Source organism: Cellvibrio sp. UBA7671 (assembly GCA_002483145.1).
GTDB classification, from domain to species: Bacteria; Pseudomonadota; Gammaproteobacteria; order Pseudomonadales; family Cellvibrionaceae; genus Cellvibrio; species Cellvibrio fibrivorans.
In genome coordinates this window covers 183,444-205,280 of sequence record DLHJ01000016.1, presented here as the reverse complement: position 1 = coordinate 205,280, position 21,837 = coordinate 183,444, and the positions used below count along the sequence as shown (strand labels likewise).

The 21,837-nt window shown below is 50.5% G+C and carries 17 protein-coding genes; 3 read left to right on the top strand and 14 right to left on the bottom strand.

Annotated elements, in window-relative coordinates:
* Positions 1-33: 33 nt before the first annotated feature.
* The 3 genes from B4E62_RS16700 to B4E62_RS16690 all read right to left on the bottom strand — a co-directional run bounded on the left by B4E62_RS16700 (position 34) and on the right by B4E62_RS16690 (position 4,536).
* The gene (locus tag B4E62_RS16700; RefSeq protein WP_331352843.1) at positions 34-963 is read right to left on the bottom strand and encodes a branched-chain amino acid transaminase; all 930 of its coding nucleotides are present in this window, start codon (positions 961-963) and stop codon (positions 34-36) included.
* An 87-nt stretch (positions 964-1,050) separates the two neighbouring features.
* A complete protein-coding gene (gene glnE, locus B4E62_RS16695) occupies positions 1,051-4,035 on the bottom strand; it encodes a bifunctional [glutamate--ammonia ligase]-adenylyl-L-tyrosine phosphorylase/[glutamate--ammonia-ligase] adenylyltransferase (protein ID WP_331352842.1) in 2,985 nt (994 codons plus the stop codon).
* 90 nt (positions 4,036-4,125) lie between these two features.
* Positions 4,126-4,536: a helix-turn-helix domain-containing protein gene (locus B4E62_RS16690; protein ID WP_331352841.1), complete on the bottom strand. Its 411-nt coding sequence runs from the start codon at positions 4,534-4,536 to the stop codon at positions 4,126-4,128.
* A gap of 124 nt (positions 4,537-4,660) precedes the next feature.
* On the opposite strand from B4E62_RS16690, the gene B4E62_RS16685 reads away from it, so the two are divergent.
* Positions 4,661-5,536 carry an SDR family oxidoreductase gene (locus B4E62_RS16685; protein WP_331352840.1) on the top strand — a complete coding sequence of 292 codons (876 nt, stop codon included), beginning with the start codon at positions 4,661-4,663 and terminating at the stop codon, positions 5,534-5,536.
* A 103-nt stretch (positions 5,537-5,639) separates the two neighbouring features.
* On the opposite strand, the gene B4E62_RS16680 is transcribed toward B4E62_RS16685, so the two are convergent.
* The 8 genes from B4E62_RS16680 to B4E62_RS16645 form a co-directional block, all read right to left on the bottom strand.
* The gene (locus tag B4E62_RS16680; RefSeq protein WP_331352839.1) at positions 5,640-6,896 is read right to left on the bottom strand and encodes a cellulose binding domain-containing protein; all 1,257 of its coding nucleotides are present in this window, start codon (positions 6,894-6,896) and stop codon (positions 5,640-5,642) included.
* Between the two features lie 18 nt (positions 6,897-6,914).
* Entirely contained in the window at positions 6,915-7,652 is a 738-nt protein-coding gene (locus B4E62_RS16675) for a hypothetical protein (RefSeq protein WP_331352838.1), read from the bottom strand.
* Positions 7,653-7,981: 329 nt separating this feature from the next.
* Positions 7,982-8,923 carry a tyrosine recombinase XerC gene (gene xerC / locus B4E62_RS16670; RefSeq protein ID WP_331352837.1) on the bottom strand — a complete coding sequence of 314 codons (942 nt, stop codon included), beginning with the start codon at positions 8,921-8,923 and terminating at the stop codon, positions 7,982-7,984.
* Positions 8,924-8,960: 37 nt separating this feature from the next.
* Positions 8,961-9,653 carry a DUF484 family protein gene (locus tag B4E62_RS16665; protein ID WP_310067925.1) on the bottom strand — a complete coding sequence of 231 codons (693 nt, stop codon included), beginning with the start codon at positions 9,651-9,653 and terminating at the stop codon, positions 8,961-8,963.
* Positions 9,654-9,671: 18 nt separating this feature from the next.
* Positions 9,672-10,502 carry a diaminopimelate epimerase gene (dapF, locus tag B4E62_RS16660; RefSeq protein ID WP_310067926.1) on the bottom strand — a complete coding sequence of 277 codons (831 nt, stop codon included), beginning with the start codon at positions 10,500-10,502 and terminating at the stop codon, positions 9,672-9,674.
* Positions 10,503-10,540: 38 nt separating this feature from the next.
* Positions 10,541-11,788 carry a diaminopimelate decarboxylase gene (lysA, locus tag B4E62_RS16655; protein ID WP_331352836.1) on the bottom strand — a complete coding sequence of 416 codons (1,248 nt, stop codon included), beginning with the start codon at positions 11,786-11,788 and terminating at the stop codon, positions 10,541-10,543.
* Positions 11,789-11,829: 41 nt separating this feature from the next.
* Entirely contained in the window at positions 11,830-12,012 is a 183-nt protein-coding gene (gene lptM / locus B4E62_RS16650; protein WP_310067933.1) for an LPS translocon maturation chaperone LptM, read from the bottom strand.
* A 241-nt stretch (positions 12,013-12,253) separates the two neighbouring features.
* Positions 12,254-13,501, bottom strand: coding sequence for a sigma 54-interacting transcriptional regulator (locus B4E62_RS16645; protein WP_331352835.1), 1,248 nt, complete (start codon positions 13,499-13,501; stop codon positions 12,254-12,256).
* 230 nt (positions 13,502-13,731) lie between these two features.
* Here B4E62_RS16645 and B4E62_RS16640 point away from each other — a divergent pair, with 230 nt between their 5' ends.
* Complete coding sequence (locus B4E62_RS16640) at positions 13,732-14,706, top strand: FHA domain-containing protein (protein WP_331352834.1); 975 nt, start codon at positions 13,732-13,734, stop codon at positions 14,704-14,706.
* 7 nt (positions 14,707-14,713) lie between these two features.
* Positions 14,714-17,455: a protein kinase domain-containing protein gene (locus tag B4E62_RS16635; protein WP_331352833.1), complete on the top strand. Its 2,742-nt coding sequence runs from the start codon at positions 14,714-14,716 to the stop codon at positions 17,453-17,455.
* Here the strand turns inward: B4E62_RS16635 and B4E62_RS16630 are convergent.
* From B4E62_RS16630 to B4E62_RS16620, 3 genes are all read right to left on the bottom strand, one after another.
* Positions 17,409-17,993, bottom strand: a complete 585-nt coding sequence (locus B4E62_RS16630; RefSeq protein WP_310067946.1) for a DP-EP family protein — start codon at positions 17,991-17,993, stop codon at positions 17,409-17,411. The two genes, B4E62_RS16635 and B4E62_RS16630, sit on opposite strands and share 47 nt — an antisense overlap.
* Before the next feature lie 181 nt (positions 17,994-18,174).
* Positions 18,175-20,376, bottom strand: coding sequence for a TonB-dependent receptor (locus tag B4E62_RS16625; protein WP_331352832.1), 2,202 nt, complete (start codon positions 20,374-20,376; stop codon positions 18,175-18,177).
* A 31-nt stretch (positions 20,377-20,407) separates the two neighbouring features.
* Positions 20,408-21,613 carry a helix-turn-helix domain-containing protein gene (locus B4E62_RS16620; protein ID WP_331352831.1) on the bottom strand — a complete coding sequence of 402 codons (1,206 nt, stop codon included), beginning with the start codon at positions 21,611-21,613 and terminating at the stop codon, positions 20,408-20,410.
* Between the last annotated feature and the right edge of the window lie 224 nt (positions 21,614-21,837).

Below are 21,837 nucleotides of genomic sequence, written 5' to 3'. Positions count from 1 at the left end.
TTCGGCTCCGTTGTGGCAATTGTCTAGCGACAATTATTTTGCAACCGGTGCCAGCCAGTTGGTGTGCGCGGGCAATTCGCCGCGCACGGATTTGAAATACAAATCCTGCAAACGGGTAGTGATCGGACCACGGCGGCCTTCACCGATAATACGACCATCCAATTCGCGGATCGGCAATACTTCTGCTGCTGTGCCCGTGAAAAATGCTTCGTCGGCAACATACACTTCATCGCGCGTGATGCGTTTTTCTTTGATCGTATAACCGCAATCTGCCGCCAAATGGAAAATGGTGTTGCGGGTGATGCCATCGAGGCAAGAAGTCAGTTCCGGTGTGTAGATAATGCCATCGCGCACCAAAAAGAAATTCTCGCCACTGCCTTCCGCCACATAACCTTCGGCATCGAGCAACAGTGCTTCTTCACAACCACTGTCCAATGCTTCTTGCAGCGCTAACAGCGAATTGATGTAGTGGCCGTTGGCTTTCGCTTTACACATGGAAATATTCACGTGATGACGAGTGTAGCTGGAGGTGCGGATGCGGATACCTTGATCACGCGCTTCCGGGGACATATACGAAGGCCAGTGCCAGGCAGCAACCATGATATGCACTTTCAGATTGTCGGCACGTAACCCCATGCCTTCGGAACCGTAAAATGCCATCGGACGCAGGTAAGCTTCAGCAAGGCCGTTTTCACGGACAACTTGTTTGTGTGCGTCATTCACTACATCTTTAGTGAATGGCATTTTCATGCGCATGATATGCGCTGAGCGGAACAGACGATCAGTGTGTTCTTGCAAGCGGAAAATACTGGTGCCCAGAGTTGAGCTATTGTAAGCGCGCACGCCTTCAAACACGCCCATGCCGTAATGCAAAGTGTGGGTTAACACGTGAACCTTGGCATCGCGCCAGGGAATGAGTTCACCATCAAGCCATATAACGCCGTCGCGATCGGCAAAAGACATAGCAACTCCAATAATTCTGTATGTATGTTTGAGGGATTGTTAGGCGCGGCCACAGCCGCGCAGCACTCAATGTTCGGGGCGATGCAATCAGTTGTGATCGATCAGCTGCTGCCACAAAGCTGTGACTTGCGCGCGTTCGGTCAGGAAGTGATTGTCGCCTTCTAGTACCGCCTCCTGACGCTGTAGCGCGAGACGGTGCCCGGTGGATCGGTATGCTTTGTAAGCCGCGATCAGGTGGGCCACGGACTGGGCATCGAGTAAGCCTGCCTCTTCCAGTGATCCGAGTATGCGAATGTTGTCCGTGTACCGGATGACCTTGGGCTCCTTAGCGGCCCAAGCCAAAGCCGCGTATTGAACCATAAATTCAATATCCACGATACCACCGGAATCCTGTTTCAAATTAAATAACGCGGGCGTTTTCGATGCATTTAGAGGGTTTGGTTTGGATTTTCCCTCGCTTCCTAACTGCTCGCGCATTTTGCGGCGCATCTCGCTCACATCGGCCCGCAATTTATCCAGATCCCGCTCCTGTGTGAGAATGCGCTGGCGCACCTGCTCGAACTGTTCACCAAGCGCGGCACTGCCGGCGACCACCCGTGCGCGCACCAGCGCTTGGTGCTCCCAAGTCCAGGCTTCATTGGCTTGATATTTCTCAAACGCCGTGAGCGACGACACCAGCAAACCCGAGTTGCCAGACGGACGCAAGCGCATATCCACTTCGTAGAGCTTGCCCGAGGGAGTGTAGGTATTAAGTACATGGATAATGCGCTGGCCGAGGCGGGTGTAAAACGTGGTGTTATCGATGGAACGCTCGCCATCAGTGTGCAGATTGGAGTCGGCATTGTGGATAAACACCAGATCCAGATCCGACCCATGTCCCAACTCGATCCCGCCCAACTTGCCGTAGCCGACAATCACAAAGTCCGGCGCAGTATCGACCGAACCATCACTGCGACGAGGGCGGCCATGGCGCTCGACCACATGCTCCCAGCCCAAATTCAACACATGTTCCAGCACTACCTCGGCGATCCAGGTGAGGTAATCACTCACCTTCATCAGCGGCAACACACCCGCCACTTCACTTGCCGATACGCGCAGTGCATGGGCCGAACGGAAGTAGCGCAGCGCCTCCATGTGCCCTTCAAGATCATCCCAATTCAAACGCAGTACATCGCGGCGTAATTCATCGCGCAGCAGTTCTTTATCGGGCGGGGTGTATAAACTTTCCGGCGTTAGCAGCTCGTCGAGCAGCACCGGATATTGCGCAATCTGGTCGGCGATCCAGGGGCTGGCCGCACAGAGTTTTACCAACTGCTGCACGGCAGTCGGGTTCTCCACCAACAGCACTAAATAGGCACTGCGCCGTGCGACAGCTTCAATCAGCGGCACGATGCGCGCAAAGGTCTCGGCGATCGTAATCGGCAACTTGGGGCCAAAAGCCTCATGCACAATCACTTGCAACAAACGTGGGATAAACGCATCGAGTCGTGTGCGGCTGCTGGCCTGCATCGACAATACCGCGCGCCCTTCGCGCAAATCGGCGAGATTTTTCAACAGCGCTTCCGGCCCCTCGATATTGCGCGCGGTCAATGCATGAACCGCATCCTCACCCTGCAGGCTGCCCTCCCACAACCCCATCCAAAACGCCAAGGCCTTTTGATCGACCGTATCTTCCTCATCGGGCGCTGCAATCACCGATTTAAACTCCGTATTTACGCGCTGGCGATAGCCACTCAGCGTCGCAAAAAAACTGTCCCAATTTTCAAAACCCATCGCCCAGGCAAGGCGCAATTGGCCGATAGGATCAACGGGTAAGGATTGGGTTTGTTTATCCTGATAACCTTGAATGGCATGTTCGGTATTGCGCAGAAAAATATACGCCTCAAGCAATGCGGAACCCGCGCCCGGAGGCAAATAATTTTCCTGCTCCAGAAATGGCAAGAGCACCGGCACCTTACGTTTGCGCAAACGCGCATCGCGCCCGCCGCGAATCAACTGAAACACCTGCACCACAAATTCCACTTCGCGGATGCCGCCCTCGCCCAATTTCACGTCGAGGTTCATGCCTTTGCGCTGCACTTGCCGCGCAATCAACCCTTTCATTTCGCGCAGGGATTCAATCGCGCTGAAATCGATATACTGGCGATAGGTAAACGGCTGCAACATTTTGCCCAGCAATTTGCGCGCGGCGATTTGCCCTTCGCCACCCGCCATCGCCACCGTGCGCGCCTTGATCATCGCGTAGCGCTCCCACTCGCGCCCTTGGGTCTGGTAATAGTCTTCCATGCCCACGAAACTCATCGCCAAGGCTCCACTCTGGCCGTGTGGTCGCAAACGCATATCCACGCGGAATACAAAGCCATCCGCAGTCACCGTATCCAAACTTTTAATCAGCTTTTGGCCGAGCTTGATGAAAAATTCCTGATTGCTAATCGCACGGCTGGCGTGATTGGTTTCACCGCCTTCGGGAAAGGTAAAAATCAGGTCGATATCCGAAGAGACATTCAGTTCCCCCGCACCCAATTTCCCCATACCCAACACCATGAACGGCTGCGCCAAATTCGATTCGCGCCCAATCGGTGTGCCGTACATTTTTTCCAGCGCGCGATAATGGAATTCCGCCGCGAGCAAAATGGATTTATCCGCAAAACGCGACAGCTCTGCCGTCACCTCGCGCATATCCGCAACGCGGTTCAAGTCGCGCCAGATAATCCGGATCATCGCCATTTGCCGCTGTTGCCGCAGGCATTTATCCAACTCCGCATCGGTATTGCACGCATTAACCGCTGCCGCGAATGCATCCAAATGCGCATCCGTCTGCGCCTCAAACAGCGCGCCGGATTGCACCAGCTCGATTAAATACTGCGGCCGCTGCGCCGATGTCTTGGCAATAAACTCACTGGCGACAAACGCGCGCGTCAACTGGAGAAAAAAATCATCGGCAGAAATCGAAGCCGGCAACAGATCACGCGGATGCGGAAGGTTTTGACTCTGGATGGCAGCTTCAAATTGATCCCAGTAACGCTGGGCGGGGGCATGTAACTCGGCGGGGATTGCGGAAAAATTCAACATAAACGCAGGACTCTATCGCAGTTATTAGGGGACGCGGTTATTGGAGTGATAGGGGAATACTAGCAGCAGATCGTGCGAGAATTGAGGGCGCTAACCCAAATTTATCCGCCCCACATTCTGCTCAATCCAATCCACTAAATTACGCACTTGTTCAGCCACTTCAATGCCGAGCGGCGTTAGCTTGTACTCAACATGAGGCGGCACTACCGGGAGCGAATAGCGCGCGACAAACCCGTCACTCTCCAGAGTCTGTAAGGTCTGCGCCAGCATACGCTCGCTCACCCCGTTAATCTTGCGGCGCAACTCGCTGAAGCGATGGGTGCCCGCTAACAGCGCAACCAATACCAACACCCCCCAACGGCTGGTGACGTGATTGAGGATAAGGCGCGAGGGGCACTGGTCAGCAAACACATTACCCGCCGCCAGCGCCTCGGTGATAGACGCATAGCTGGCGGACTGAGGATCGGTGTTAGCGCTTTGGATCGGACCGTTTTTTTTCATACTTACCTTTTTGTGCGTACTTACTAAAAGTTAGCTTGATTGCTATTCTGCCCCTGAACTTGCGCGCAAGCAACCTTTTCGCGTGGCAATAGCTACTCTTTCACAGCAACTAATTGAGGTTTTTATGATCGCCATTACCGGAGCTACTGGCCAATTGGGCCATCTTGTTATCGAACAACTGCTACAAAATATTCCCGCCAACCAACTGATCGCGCTGGTGCGCAATCCCACTAAAGCGAGCGATTTGCAAGCGCGCGGACTGCAGGTTCGCGCCGCAGATTACACCCAACCCGCCGCTCTCGAAGCCGCGTTACAGGGTGTAGAAAAATTACTGCTGATCAGCAGTAATGAGGTAGGCCAACGCCTGGAGCAACATCGCAACGTGGTGGCAGCCGCAAAAAAATCCGGCGTGAGACTACTCGCTTACACCAGTATTTTGAACGCGCAAGATTCACAAATGGACCTCGCGCACGAACACCGCGAGACCGAACAATTGATCAAAGCGTCGGGTATTCCTTTTGTATTGTTGCGCAATGGTTGGTACACAGAAAATTACACCGCAGGCATCCCCACCGCACTGCAATTTAATGTGCTGCTCGGCAGCGCGGGCGATGGAAAAATTTCACTCGCGGCCCGTGCCGACTATGCAGCTGCCGCCGCAAAAGTGTTGGTGCGCGATGATCAAGCAGGAAAGATTTACGAACTCGCAGGGGATGCGGCATACACACTGGCAGACTTTGCCGCCGAGTTATCGCGCCAAACCGGGAAACAAATCCCCTACAACAATTTACCGGAAGCGGAATATCGCGGAATTTTACAGAACGCAGGTCTACCTGATTGGCTCGCGTCTCTGCTCGCTTCATCCGATGCCAGTGCTGCGCAGGGTGCACTGTTTGATGAAAGCCACCAACTGAGCCAGCTGATCGGCCGCGCCACTACACCTTTGGCAGACACCATCAGGACTGCATTAGCAGAGGGAGCAATTGCAGCCGTGCATTAAATTTCGCCCTGCGGAATAAAAATGTTGCGGGGATTTAGCAGCGCAGCCTTGCTCATGTTGCACATAACATCAATGAGCAAGGCCGCGAACACGATAGGAAAAATTAGCGGCAACTTTTTCCAGTCAACTCTGGTATTTCATGAGAGCTGTTGCGCGGTTTAATCCCGTACAGCGCAACTCGCACACGCTGACCGGGATTTATGCTCGCATTATTTGCTTGATTGACCGCTGTGTAGGGATTGCGGCCCGACACATTAGCGCCACTGGCGTATGTCAGGTAAGCACCGTTGCTGTACTGCCAATTCAATGACCAACCATTAATCACTTGATTGGTAGGGTTGGTGATATCAATCACCGCCGTAAAACTGCGCGAGCCTTGATTCACCACGCGATAATCACACTGCGCCAACGCCGATACTACACCTGTGCTTGATGCAGCCCGACTGGATGCTGAGCTTCTGATTAGACTACTGGCTACAGACGAGCGGCTTGAAGTTGTCGCAGTAGAAGAGCGAATACTGGAACTAATACTGATTGCTTGCGATGAACGACTCGATGACACGGTGTTAGCTGGCGTTGAACTCGCGCGACTTGATGAGACAACAACCAACGACGATTGACTCGACGAGGATGCAATAGCTGATCTGAATGCAGCGATTTCATTTCTCACATTATTTAACGCTTGCGCCGCGTGAGCTTCGTCGGGTTGTCCGACAGGAACGCCGCATGGCACTCCCAAACAATTCACATCAGGGTTAGAAAATTTCGCTACGCGACCACTCGCTTTATTTACATAAAGCCAGGAGTAAGTCATCACCGTACCAAACAAACCATCCACACCGTGACCCAACGCGTAGGAATAGCGTGCACCGCCGGTATCACCTTGTTTGCGTGAATGATTGAGCCCCATGTTGTGCCCCAGCTCATGCGCCAGCACCAGCGGGCCGCAATCCGGACCAACCACATTCCATGCCCAGGGCGCGCTCACAGCCATATAGCCGATGCCGCACTCACCGGTCTGGTGCAACTGGGTCACAAAATCCGCGCCGTACTGATTACGCAAATTAACGGCGGTTGTGTCCACACGCAAACTGGTCAACACTGCATCCATACTCGCACCGACCTGCTCATGCGGAACTGCGCCGACCAAGCGCAATTGAATATCGATATTGCTGTCTTTATAAATATTATTTGTTTGTGCAACCCAGTTTTGCATTGCGGTTTCAACCTGTTGATTAAAATAATTCGCGCTGTGTGTGTCGTACAACACCAATAAATCAACTGTAGCCGCAAAAGAAGAATTCATGCCCGACAACGGCAAGGCCAACAACATTAATTTTTTTAGCAAATTCAGTTTCATAGACATTACCTTTATCGGTTATTCGTCGGTGGGCAATAAAATATCTGTGGAATGAGGATCTTGTTTGAAGAGTGTTTCGCTGGATGCAATCCAGCCTTGGGTATCGTTTGCCTGCATCACAATGTGCCCCTGGGGCGTATCAATACCAGCGAGACTTAAACCGGGGCCTTGGGTGATAGTGACCCGCATAATTTCATCGCTTCCTACCAGATGGCCATGCAATGTGAAGCCGCCATTCGCCAATGGCTCCCGCGAGTCCACCTGCATTTGCAAATGCATCCCTAATTTTTCCAGCGGCAATTCGAGCGTGTCGCCTGGCAACAACACTTGAAAACGCTCGGGATTTAATTCAATAAAGGCGCGCCCATCGTTTCTCTGCTCATCGGTGATTGGCAAGCTGTCGGGAATATCAGCTGAACTTTCCCAGGCATGTGATTGTGCTAATAAATCCAACACCTCAGCGGCAGAAAATTCGCGGTAGGGATAAAGCTGATTTAATTCGGCAATACGCTGCTCAAGGTTGGGAAACTGCGGATTATCCGAAACCGCTTGATAGCGCTCGTTGTCATTATTCTGCACTGTCACGGGTTTCTCTTGTGCATCAGACACCACTGCTGCTGTCTTCGGCGCACGTGAAATTTTTCCACTAGCACCAACACCATCGCCAGACATTTGCTGTCCGGCATTTGGCAGCACTGCAAAATAAACAGCCAGCAAAACGCCCGCCGCGATTACGGCCAACAATAATTTATTCATTATTAATCCCGCCTTTTCGATCAAAACACCAGGCAATAAAATGCAGCATCGAACATGTCAACACACGGCTGATAACGTCGAGCACAATTTCAATCAGGCGAATTTTAGGGGGAGAAAAAAACAAAAGAGCAACGAGATTCACATCTCGCTTAATAAATAAGATTAATTGATTGAAATGCCAAGCAGCACAAACAGCGACTGAAGACTGGTTCGCGAACAGTGATTACTGTGTGAAGCGGGTTTTGTGATTGGAGCATCACATCGTTTGTGATTTATCAATGATGGCTCACCATGTTTTACGTTGCTTGATTCTGCAAAACAAAACCCCACTACATCTCGTCATCATCCGTTTTCCGACCCGCTCGTGGATGTGCGCTGTCATAAACCTTCGCAAGGTGTTGGAAATCGAGATGAGTATAAACCTGTGTGGTGGAGATGTTGGCGTGACCGAGAAGTTCTTGAACTAAACGTAGATCACCACTGGATTCCAGCATATGGCTGGCGAAGGAGTGGCGGAGCATGTGGGGATGGACGGGGTTGTCCATGCCTTGTTGGATGCTGAGTTGTTGGAGGCGCATTTGCACGGCACGATGGCTGATGCGTTGGCCGCGTTGGGTGGTGAAAAGTGCGGACTCGTCATTTTGGGTGTAGAGCTTGCGTGCTTCCAACCAATCTTTGAGCGCGGTAAGCGCGTGGGAACCTACCGGGAGAGTGCGGGTTTTGCGGCCTTTGCCGGTGACCGTGAGCATGGCGTCACCCCAGTCGATATCATTGATATCCAAACTCACTGCTTCCGCCAATCGCAAACCCGATGAATAAATTAGTTCCACCAAGGCACGGTCGCGCTTGTTAATAAAATCATCGCCTTCCACTTGCACAAATTGCGCGGCTTGGTCGGCATCCAAAACCTTGGGTAACGCTTTAGGCGATTTGGGCGCGGTGATGCCGTCGGCAATATTATTTTTGAGCCAGCCGCGGCGGATACAAAATTGAAAAAAACTGCGCAGCGACGACAACCAGCGCTGCAAACTTTTTCCACCCAAACCTTCACGATGCAATTGCGCAACCGCCATGCGGATGTGATTCACCCCCAGCATATGCAATTCTTTAATCGATTTTGATGCACAAAAAATCTGGAATTTTTCCAGATCGCGCGCGTAGCTGGTTTGGGTATGAATGGATAGCTGCCGTTCACTGCGGATATAAATGTAAAACGCCGCGAGCTGTTCGGCGAAGGGCATGGGAGTAGCCGGTGGAGAAAGGTCGGTCATAAATCTCCGCTGGGCTGCGCCCAGAAGGCATCGGGAATTAGCGCGGCAAATATTTTGGCAGTAAGCGATTGAGTACTTCTGCAATATAGCTCAAAAACAAGGTGCCCATGCTGGAGCGATAATATTGTGGGTCGCGGTTGCCAATACTGAGCAAACCAAACACGCTACCGTGAATCAGTGGCACTGTAGCGACCGAGCCGATCTCACTGGCGTGCTCGCCAAAAATAAACTGCATTTCTTTGGCACCAAGAGTACCGCACACTGCGCGGCTATTTTTCAGCAACGGGCCCACATGTTCGCGCGCTTCCGCAATACTCACAATGCGCGCTTGGCTGCTGGGCACTTTGTCGGCGTTGCCAAATAAAATCACGCTGGTGAAATGGATATTAAAATCTTTATCAAAACTGTAGTGCAGCGCATCGATGATATCGCCCATATCCTGGCCTTCCAACAGGCTCAACACCAGGCGTTTGGTTTTATCAAATAACTTGTCGTTGTCGCGCGCGTTGTCGAGCAATTTGCTCAAGCGGTGGCGCATATCGATATTGCGCTCGCGCAATATCGCCACCTGCCGTTCCACTAATGACACCGCCGAACCCGATTCGTGCGGCAGGGTAATTTCGGCTAACAGCTCATGGTGCTGTTCGAAAAAATCAGGATGCTCACGCAAGTAAGCTTCAATTTGTTCCGGTTCCAGTGGATCGGCAAGCGTGGGGATTTTTTCGTTCATAGAGTCAATTCTGGGTTATTAGATTTTTATTTGTCCATGAAATACGGTGACCGCAGGCCCCGTCATGATCACCGGTTGGCCCTCACCCGGCCATTCGATCTGCAAACTGCCACCGGGTAAATTCACCTTGACGTTTTGGTCGAGCAGCCCGCGCAGACGGCCAGCCACTACTGCGCCGCAAGCGCCGGTACCGCAGGCGAGAGTTTCGCCTACGCCGCGCTCAAATACACGTAAATTAATTTCGTTGCGCGACACAATCTGCATAAATCCGGCATTCACGCGCGCCGGAAAGCGCGCGTGGCTTTCAATCAGCGGACCCAATTCAGCGACTGGCGCAGTTTTGACATTATCGACCACCAACACCGCGTGGGGATTGCCCATGGACACAGCAGAGATATCGTACGTCTTACCGGCAACTTCAAAAGGATAAGTCACAGCTTGCGCATCGGCGGTAAAAGGCACCTGCGCTGGCTGCAACCGCGGTGCGCCCATATCGACGCTGACTTGCTCGTCTTGCTGCACACGCAATTCGATTAAACCGCCCGCAGTTTCCACTTTGATAACATTTTTGCCAGTGAGCTTGCGCTCGCGCACAAACACCGCAAAACAGCGCGCGCCGTTGCCGCAGTTTTCCACTTCGCTGCCGTCGCAATTAAAAATGCGATAGCGGAAATCCACATCGGGTGTCTCGGGCGTTTCGACCAATAGAATTTGGTCGCAACCCACACCAAAATTGCGGTCGGCGATGTAGCGAATTTTTTCCGGTGTTAAACGCACGCTTTGGCTGACGCCGTCAATCACAACGAAGTCATTACCCAAACCGTGCATTTTGCTAAAACGTAAACGCATGTTTTTTCCTATTACTTCCGGACAACCGATCCGGTCATTTATTCGGGCAACAACATTTCGCCGCGAATCATATCGTCAAAAGTTTCGCGCGCGCGCGCCAAATGCATTTGGTCGCCATCAACGACCACTTCAGCAGCGCGGCCGCGGGTGTTGTAGTTGGAGCTCATGCTGAAACCATAGGCGCCCGCTGACATTACCGCCAGTAAATCACCTGCTTCAATCGCCAGATCGCGGTCTTTACCGAGGAAGTCGCCGGTCTCGCAAATCGGGCCGACCAGATCCCATTTTTTCACTTCGCCCGCGTGCGGCTTTACTGCACGTATGTCTTGCCAAGCTTGGTACAGCGATGGGCGGATATTGTCATTCATAGCGGCATCGATCACCGCGAAATTTTTGTGCTCGGTTGGCTTGAGGAACATCACTTTAGTGAGCAGCACACCCGAGTTTGCCGAAATTGAACGGCCAGGTTCAAACATTAACGCTAATTTACGATCGCCCAATTTGCTTTTAATCGCGGCCATGTAATCTGCCACGGGTGGCGGGGTTTCATTGCGATAGGTCACCCCCAATCCACCACCCAAATCCAAATGGGAAATAGTAATGCCTTTGCTCGCCAATTCATCGACCAGTAACAACAAGCGGTCAAGCGCATCCAAAAACGGTGTGAGCTGGGTGAGCTGGGAGCCGATATGGCAATCCAAACCTTTTATCGCCAAGCTCGGCAACTGTGCAGCGCGGGCATAAACCGCAGGCGCGCGTTCAATCGCAATACCGAATTTATTTTCTTTCAAACCGGTAGAAATATACGGGTGAGTATTGGCATCCACATCGGGGTTTACCCGCAGCGACACGCTCGCCACCTTGCCTTTTTGTGAAGCGATTTGCGCAAGCAGTTCCAATTCCGCTTCTGACTCAACGTTGAAACAAAAAATTCCCACATCCAATGCGCGCGCAATTTCATCCGCACTTTTACCCACACCGGAAAAAACAATGCGCGATGGCTGGCCACCGGCGAGCAGCACACGCTCCAATTCACCACCGGAGACAATATCGAAACCGGCGCCGAGTTTGGCGAGCATATTTAAAATCGCGAGATTGGAGTTGGCTTTAATCGCATAACAAATCATACCGGGATGCGAACCCAAGGCCTGCGCGTAGGATAAATACTGCTGCGTAAACGCTGCGCGACTATACACATAACAGGGCGTGCCAAAGCGTTCGGCAACAACGGCCAGCGGGGTATCTTCAACGTAGAGTTCGCCATTGCGTTCGGTGAAATGCTGCATAAAAAATCTCGATCAAAAAGCGGGGAGCGGATGGTTTGGAATTACTCGGCCGGGGTTTCAGGCTGATTGGTTTTGGGTTGGTCTGCCTTGGGCTGCGCGGGCTCGGTTTGCGGAGCTGGAGCTTCCGGCTGAGGCTTGTTGGGCTGGGGCAAATAAAGCGGGCCTTTCTGGCCACAGGCGCCAAGGCCAAGGCATAGCAACATCAATACAACTGCAATTTTCATAACCGGAGTCCGATGACACCCTGAACTTGGCAGGGTCAGGTAAAAGACGGGGCAGTATAACCCTGCCAATAGCCAGCGTCACTCCCGCTTATTTACCCTGTGTCACTCCCACACGCGGGAGTCCAGCTGTTGATTTACCAATAAGACCTATGGATCCCCGCTACGCGAGGATGCCGACTCCCTATTAATCAGGTGTCGCAGAAGTGAGGCAAATAATTTATGCAGGAAAAAGAATGCAGAATCAATCCAATACCGAGCGCAACTCCTCGGCTGATACCAGTGCACCATTGGCGATGAGTGAGAGTTTTTGAATCGCCGCTTTTAATTGTTCAACATCAACCAAACTGTCGGTGGACTCCAGCAACTGCCAAGCCTCTTCAGTTAAATCGAATTCGGCGGTGAGTGCAAATTCGCGAATATAAAACTGCGCGAGATCGCGCAAATCCCCGTAGCGTTCACGCAATGCGGGCAAGCGCAACTCCAGCGCATGCTGCGCCAGCCATTGGGATTGCGATGACGCGAGCGGCGCATCTTCACTACTCAAGCTCATAATCAAACGTACACTGTAGGTGCCATCAAAACGGGCGTTGGCAGCCTTGAGCCAAAAATTGCGCAACGCCTGGAAACTACTGTTGGATAACGTATCGATATTGCGCACAAACAGGGTGCCGCCATTGGCGTAGGTGTGCAGCGATTGCAAAATGCTCGCCGCCGCGCCCTCTTCCCATTCATTGCAATCCGATTCGATAAAGGGCGCGGTATCGGCGCGCGATAAGCAATGCAAACTACGCGCCGCAATCACTTTACCGCTGCCTTTGTTAGCGCGGATCAATACCGGCTGCGTCCCTTTGGCCAATTGATCGATCCGTTGATCCAATTGGCGCAATGCTTTGCTGTTGCCGATCCAATAACTCTGATCACCATAAATATGGATCGCACGGTAACGAGTCTGATAGCGGCCAATAGTGCGGATAATTTCGTCAGCAACCAATGCCAGCTCTTTGGTTAATTGTGCAGGTTTTGCTTCCGTCCCCGACGTAGCGACGCCCGACGTAGCGACGCCCGACGTAGCGACGCCCGGCGCTGCCTGAGCCACCAAATACCCCAAACGCTGCGGCAGCCCCTGCGGCTGTTTGAAATCCAGTGGCAGACTAAATGTTGTCTCAGCCGTAAAATCTTCAAAGGGTGAATTGTTTGCCTCCTGCGTGGAAATAAAAAATTCCTCTACCTTTCCGGCGGCGGCGAGCTGTAAGTCCTGAGTGTCATTGACCAGTAACAAATGGTGATAGCCCTGATGGGTAACGCAGCGCAAAGTGATAGCCGCATGCGCAAGGCCAAGGCGATCAACCGCCGCGCGCAGGATAATTTTGCTGAGCGTGATAAAACTTTTATTCACTGGCACCCACTTGGCGCTAGTGGACTGATTGAATTTGTGGATGGCGCGGGCGACCGGCTTGTGGCTCATAGCGGCTTGGAACAGGGCAATCATAGCGACAGTCTCTTAATCCATGCAGACAATAGGTGGGAAAACTGGGGCATCTTGTGGCAATCTATAGCTCTTGGATGAAATTGCCTATTACAGGGCATTACAGACAGAACCTAACCCAAACCAACATATAGATCAGCACACACATAGACGCGCGGGCAGCATTTACACAAGGAGCGAAAGAATCAGCAGCACCGCGCTCTGGCAATGCTTACTTTTTACGCGGAAACCTTATGGCTTATTTGTTGGATGTCGCTACAGAGATTTACTTTCCTCTCGCGCCCCATCACACCTTTGGCAGGCTCGCCGAGAGTGTGGATACCCACATCAATAAACCCTACGTCTCCAAATTGCACGCAGCGATTGAATGGAACGGCAGTCATTGGCGCCTCAAAAATCTCGGCCTAAACGGCACTTGGGTGAATGGTGTCAGCCTCGGTCAGGGAGATACCCGCGACCTGAGCCTGAATGATGAAATCCACTTTGCCGAACAAACTGACCCGGGCTTTACCGTGATCAATCTCGCTCCACCGGCAGATATGCTTTGGCCGCTGGATAACATGCTCGCGCAAATTGAACCTATTTACCTCTCGCGCTACCACCTGCTACCCGATGCAGAACATCCGGAGCTCGCGCTGTTTTACAACGAGCAGACACAGCAATGGCATCAGGAAGCATTGAACCAGCAGTGCGAACATGAGCAGCCGGAATTGAACGATGGCGATCTGGTGCAGTTCAGCAACAGCCATTGGCAATTTGTGCGCGCGCAAATTTATGGCCCGACCGAAGCGAAAGCCTCGCGCCACATTAATGATTACGAATTTATTTTTAATATGAGCATGGATGAAGAAACCACCCAGCTCGAATTGCATCACCAGCAAACGCTGGACCTGGCCGTGCGCACCCACCACTACTTATTGTTGCAACTCGCTCGGCACCGAGCAGAAGATGCCGGGCGTGGCTTGGATAGTAAAAGTCAGGGCTGGGTTTATGCTGACCAGCTCGCAGCAGAATTGGGGCTGGATAGCACCCATATGAATATCCAGATTTTCCGCGCGCGCAAACAATTGGTTGACGTACTGCCCGACGCTGTCGGCCAACAAAATTTATTGGAAAGACGCGGTGGCAAAATCCGCTTCGGGTGCGAAAAATTTAAAATCTACAAAGGCGACAAGCTCACACTCGCCTCGCCACTCAAATCCTGCTGAGTGTTGAATGAATAACTCGCTTCCGCCCAACACCGTTGCAGCGCAGACCGAGCCCAATAAGCTCGGGCACTACGAGTTGCTCGACTGTATCGGGCGCGGCGGAATGGGTTTGGTGTATCGCGCGCGCGATACACGGCTGGATCGGCTAGTCGCGATTAAATGTTTGCGCACCGAATTATTTGAAGCCCACTACGTCGAGCGTTTTAAACGCGAGGCACTGCTGCTGGCAAAATTAAATCACCCGAATATTGTGCAGATTTACGATTTTATCGAAGCGCCCGACCAACTCGCGCTGGTGATGGAATTGGTGGAAGGCCAAAATTTACAATTGTATTTGCGCGAGCATATTGCGCCCTTTGCGCAGCGCATGCGCTGGCTGACCGACATTGCCCAGGGCCTCGCGGTTGCGCATGACGCCGGTATTATTCACCGCGACTTAAAAGCCGAAAATATCCTGATCAACCAGCGCAAAGTCGCCAAGATTACCGATTTGGGTATCGCCAAATCGCAAGACTATAACGCGACTCTGACCGATCACGTCGCGGGCAGCTATTGCTCCATGTCGCCCGAACAGGCGATGGGCGAAACCATCGATTTTAAGAGCGATTTATTTTCCTTCGGTATACTCGCGTACCAATTGTTGTGTGGCGCACATCCGTTTGGCGATACCAATAATAAATTGCAGTTAATGCAGCGGATTATCTCCCATCCGCCCACTTCCCCCGGTAAGCACAATCCGAATTTGCCAGCAGAGCTTAATGACTTACTCGGCCAGCTACTCAGCAAAGATCCCACCAAACGTCCGGACAATACCCACTGGGTCGCCGCGCAGTTTGAAGCGCTGAGCCACTTGCAGCTGGCCAATGATTTTGTGAGTGATGATACGCAAGCGCTGATGCCAACCGATGCGGCGGCGAATCAATCGGCCATAAGAAATGCTGGAATTAATAACGCAGTAAGAACGCAGGATCATCCCACCTTTGAAACGCGCTTTGTTGCAGTTAATGCAACTCTGAAAAAATCACGCTGGATGTCGATTAAAAATTATGTGGCTGATAATAAAATCAGTGCGGGTTTTGGATTATTCAGTATATTGCTTCTTGCGGTGGTGGCAGTTTGGCAGCTACAACCTAAACCGCCGAAGTATATCGCGGTGATCCCACCGAATTTGACAGCAAACGGGATGCAGGAATCACAGCAAGAGTTGGTGAAAGGTGCTGTATATGATGCGATTCAACAGAGTGTAATTCAGCTGGATGGATTCTATTTAATTCCTCGCACTGAAATTTCAGCCGTTGGCAGCGATCTGGAAACGGTACGCATTAGCACCGCAGCAGATGAATTAATCACTGCCAACCTGGATTGCCAAGTTGAGCTTTGCACAATCACCTTAAATCGCATGACCAGCACGACTGACAATGCCCAAGGTCGGTTAAATGTCGCAGGCACTAAAACCCTTGATGTACTGACTGATAACTATTTATCAGTTGCCGCGATTGTCGAACGAAATATAGAGAGTTTGTATGCAAAGAAATCCATGCAATCCTTCTCTAACAGTACACAAGACGATTACTTATCATTCCTGAACATTAATACTGAATACCGAAAGTCGGGGGCAAATGAAGCACAAATATCACAACTTGAACGCCTAAAAATTGCAACGAAAAAGCTGGCAGCTACCCAAACGTTATTCAGAGAAATCACTTTGGATTTGTATCATCAAACTAAAAATACCGACTATTTGGACAGACTCGAGACATTCCTTTCTATCAATAACAAACATGATGATATCAGCCACCTTTACAATCTTTATTTTTTGAAAATTGCCCAGCACAACAACAAAGAAGCCGACCTATTAGAAAAAAAATTAGCACTGGGAGAAGCAGCCACCACAGAACTCAAAGCCTACCGAAAAATGCTCAATAAGGATTATCAGGCAGCCGTTGAGCTTTACAAGCGTTCAATAGAGTCCCGGGCAAATGTTAAAACCGTGTTTTACTTGGCAAACGCTTATTGGTACATGGGTGACACGGCAAATGCCAAAAAGTATTTGGAGGATGTACTAAAAGTATCTCCAAGCTTTCACGAGGCCAACAGCTTGTATGCCATTATTGCGCTTACCGAAGGGCGAGCACTGGACGCCCAAAAATCGCTCGAACTCATCACACAGAACAACCCGGATGATTTGTACAATGTGGGCAATCTTGCTGTCGCCTATATGCTGAATGGCAAACACCAGCGGGCCGCCGATATTTTTCAACAATTATTAGCAAGAGACTCCGAAAACACATCGCACATGTTGAACTATGCCGATGCGCAAAAACTTGCCAACAATCACACCGAAGCGGCCACGATCTACCAAAAAATTATTGCTATTACCACAGCTATCAAACCCAACAACGAACAGCTACGCGCACAGACACAAGCTTATGCCCAAATTGGCAATTTCCCCGCTGCGCTAACCGCACTGAGTGAACTTGAAAAAATTGATTCGCAAAATATCGAGACCAGTTACACAGCGGCGCTAGTACACAGCTTGGTAGGCAACAAAGCCTCTGCCCTGTTAAATATAGAAAAATCACTGGCATTGGGTATGCACACCATTTGGTTTTCATTTAACTGGTTTGATGGAATGTGTGTCCATCAAGAATTTGGTGAACTGCTGAAAAGATACGGGGAGCAGCAACGCTGCTCCCTGGTTACTATGGCCGACGAGGATATATCGTTGGATCTTGCGACTCATAGATAGACACAGCTCCAGTCGCCGCATTGGTAAATGACGCCACAAATCCAAACGGAATTGCCTCCTCAGAGTTTTCCAACACATGCACGTAAACCAGCATGGTAAAACCGTTATCAATGATTTCCAAAGCAATATCATTGCTTGGGTCACTATCCGCGGCATCTGTAGCAACACCACTCAAAGCAAAACGCCAGGTGCCATTGGTGCTAGGATTTGGCTGCATTTTAATTACTAAAATGGCACGTTCAAACTCACGCTCTATCGCCGAGGGATTCAGCTCAAAACGTACGGTCAGTGTGGAAATATCAACGGTGCTACCTACCTCAGTAAACTTCCAGTCTCCGGGACCCGAGACCGTTGGCATTGCTGGAACTAAATTGAAAAACTTAATTACCTGACCACCCTTAGGAACATTAACGGTTACATCACCCACAGTTGCCACGTTTTTAGCGGATTTTTTCACCGGTTTTTTGGCACTTGCGGCGACTTTCTTGACGGGTTTTTTTTCAGTTTTTTTATCTGCTTTTTTCTTTTCAGCTGCCATATTGAATGCTTCCTGTTAGTTAAATGTGTGAAATCCCTAAGTGGTCACCATATCAAAAACAACGACCTTTTGATTGTGTGCCGCCCTCTTCCCAGACGACGGCTAAAAATGTAGCAAAACAAGCATAGATCAAATGCTGGTTACCCGCCTGCACAGCTGCAATGATTGTCGGCTCGATTCATCAGTATTGATAATTCACCGATACACCAATCGTACGCGGACGCGTGACATATTCAAACTGGCCTTGGTCACCATAAAAATCATCAAAGCGACCACCAGAAATACCGCGCGTATTTTCAATATTATTCACAAACGCACCCAGACGCCAATTACGCAGTGTTACACCAACGCGCGCACTGGCGATACTGTAGGCATCCAGCTTTTGATAGCTGGCAAATTCCGGATTAAGCGCTGTATACACATGACCGATACGGTTCATGCCGATGCTGGCATCCCATAGAGCGCCGTTGAACTCACGATTGAAATCCAGCGAGAGACTCCATTGGGTGCGCGGCGAACCCGGTAATTGATTGCCGTCGTACACAGCAATCGTCGCAATAGATTCGGTGATCGCAGCATCGGTGTAAGAATAACCCGCGTGCAGAGTAAAAACGTCATTCAACTGTGCCGATGCATCCAACTCAACACCTTGGGTGCGCGCTTTACCGGCATTATCCCAAGCGGTGCGGCCATCAATAGTTTCCAATTGGACTTGCAGATCATCCCATTCGATATTAAACAGCGCTGCATTCAATTCGAGGCGCTGCGCGAGCCACAGCGAACGAAAACCGAGCTCATAATTAGTGGCTTGGTCGGGACGATAAAAACGGTTGTTAAGTACTTCTGCCGGTGCGGTATTAGCGCCCCCGCGGCGATAACCTTCTGCCGCGAGGAAATAGATTTTTTTATCGTCGCTGAATTGATAACTGGTGCTGAATTTACCAAGCGTGTCATTGCTCACATCATCGCCGTTCTCGCAATCAGCGGTGGGATCAGGGAAATAAGTGATGCATACGTCCAACTGGTCATCGTAACGGAAATAACGGGCACCGACAGTCGCGTCCCATTTTTCAGTGAGGTCATAGGTCAATTCGGCGTAGGTGGAGTATTCATCGAGCGTTTCGGTTTGAGTAGCGAGATATTCCAGATCGCCAGGCAAATCTATTTCGAAAAATTCACCCAGACCAGGCGTGTAATCCCCCATGTACGCGTCCAAATCGTCACGGCTATAAAAGGCACCGGCCAGCCAACGCAATCGCTGCTCATCCGGTGATGCCAAGCGCAATTCGGCACTGTCTTTTACGACATCCACAATACTGGCGTTGTACGCAGAAAGATCATCGTAAAGATTGTAATACTCAACATCTGGGTCAAAACCTATATACAAATCTGTCTGATCAGCGCGCTCATTGTGAGCATAATCATAGTGATTCAGACTCGCCGTCAACGTCGCCCACTCCATATCATAATTGGCATCGATACTTGCCAATTGCAATTTACCTTCCATCGGTTGCAAGTAACGGCTGGAAGCAGTGTATTCATCGCCGGTAAAATTTTCGTTAGTAGCCTGGCGGTCGCCAACATTGATTTTTTGATAGTGATAGCTGCTATTGAGCGACAATTTTTCAGTCGCTTGCCAAAGTAAACTGATGCGCGCCTGATTGGTTTCGTCGTCATTGATATCATCTTGCGCACCGGACAACAAATAAGGGTTGTCGATAAAACCGGCATTGTCAGTTTTGCCGAGCATTAAACGCAGCCCGAGGGTATTGTCGACGAGCGGGGTGTTCACTACCAAATCGGTATCGTAACTCAAATCATCGCTTGCATCGGTTTGTGAAATTTCAGCGGTAGTGCTCACGGAATATTTTTCCAAATCCGGTTTAGCGGTGACATAACGAATTAATCCACCGATAGATGCATTGCCATAAAGCGTACCTTGGGGGCCACGCAGGATTTCCACTTGCTGCAAATCTTTCAAACTAAAAGAAGGCGGCACAAAATAACCTTGTAGCGGAATGTTATCGACATAACTCGCAATTGCAGATCCATCGCCGCCCAAATCATTGGAACCAATTTCATCCAGGCGCAGACCGCGCATAATCAATACCGCAGGGTTGCGAGGACCTGCATCTACCAGCGAAAAACCTGGAACCTGCGCGGCAATATCCCCCAAATTCTTAATACTGGAAAAATCACTCACCACGCTGATTGCGCCAGAAAAATCCTGCAAACTTTGTTGACGCTTGGCGGCGGTGACGATCACTTCTTCAACCACCGGGGTAGTGTTAGCTGCAGCGGGCAAGGCGATCAATGGCAATAGCGCACAAGCAAGTACAAGTGGTTTACGACGATGCGATCGAGCATATGTGTGATGATTCATGAGCGGAATTCTCTTGTAGTAGTGAAAATAGTCAGTGTGTGGCCGCCACATCCGCTGGCTGTTGGCGATATTCCGATGGTGTTTTCCCTACCAGCTTTTTGAAAAAAGTATTGAATACGGATTTGCTGTTAAAACCCACTTCCAGATAAATATCGGTAATCGTCTTTTCTTTATTCGCAGGATCAAGCAAACGCTTTTGCGCTTCTTCAATACGGTAGCCATTCACGAATTCATAAAAGTTGTGATTGAAATGGCGATTGATGATCATCGATAAATCTTTTGCCGGAATCGCGAGTGTTTCAGCGAGCATATCCAGCGTCAGCTCCGGATTGAGATAGGTTTTTTGCGCGCGCATCAGGCCGTCAATTTTTGCGGCATATTCCGGGTTGAGCAGTTTTTCTTGCGTGGATTTTTTGGCTGGCTCTTTGGTGTCTTTTTGTTTCACCGCTTCAAAATTGCTGAAATAACGCATGCTGGTAAATACCAGCGTACACACCAAAAAGAACAGCGCGTAATAACCGCTCAGACCAATGTACTCAATCGGGTTGCCATCGGGGTCGGGGTGGAGGAAATCGTAATCGGCAAACAGGCCTGCCATTTTCGCGAGCGCGAGGAACGCCTCCATACTGGTGACAAGGGTAAATCCGACTACAAGGATCTTAAGCCAGAGGATATCCACCTTTTCAATATTGGAGTGGGTATTTTTGAGGATGTCTTTGTATTTGAAAATCAGCAGGAAACCCGCCACGCAGTAGCCAACGCGCGTGCATTTGATCAACAAATCCATGCTGATATAGCCCGGGCTGTACACAAAGGCTTCGGTGTTGATCCATTCCAGGCGAGTCGCCGCTGGAAAACGGTAGAAGGCGACTACCATAAAGAGTGCAAATAGACCAAAGGGGATCAGGTGTAGATAGTCCTTGGGACGGAGATGGAAATCGCGGAACACCAGAGACTTCACATAAAAATAGAGCAGTACTGCATCCAGATAGTAGGCGAACGCACCGATAAAATAGACTTGCGGCCATTTTTCACGTACATGCAATTTGAACTCCGCCCCCCAGAGGATGAGTTCATGTAAAGGAATAAGGGCGTGCGCTATTAAAAACGCGGCGAGAAAGTAGTTGCTGGTATTTTGGGGCGGATTGGTGGCAATCAGCAAGAGCGCAAAAAAACAGCAGAGCATTGCCGTCATTAACAGGATGACATCGTGGAAGTTGAAAACGACCTGGTTCATGGCTTCTCCCAAAAACTTCTTATTTTTTATAGCGGAGGTCATTGCCCCAGCCATTTGTTTCACGCCGGATACTATAGAAGATGAATCCCGTGGGCTAGAAAAAATCGCGTACGAGCATTTTTCCCATAGTCGTACCCGTTCGCCTTCGTCTTTTTTGTGTACCACTTTTGCTCTCGAACGACAGAGTTTAGCCCGCAGCCCTATTCTCAGCCCCGACGAAATCC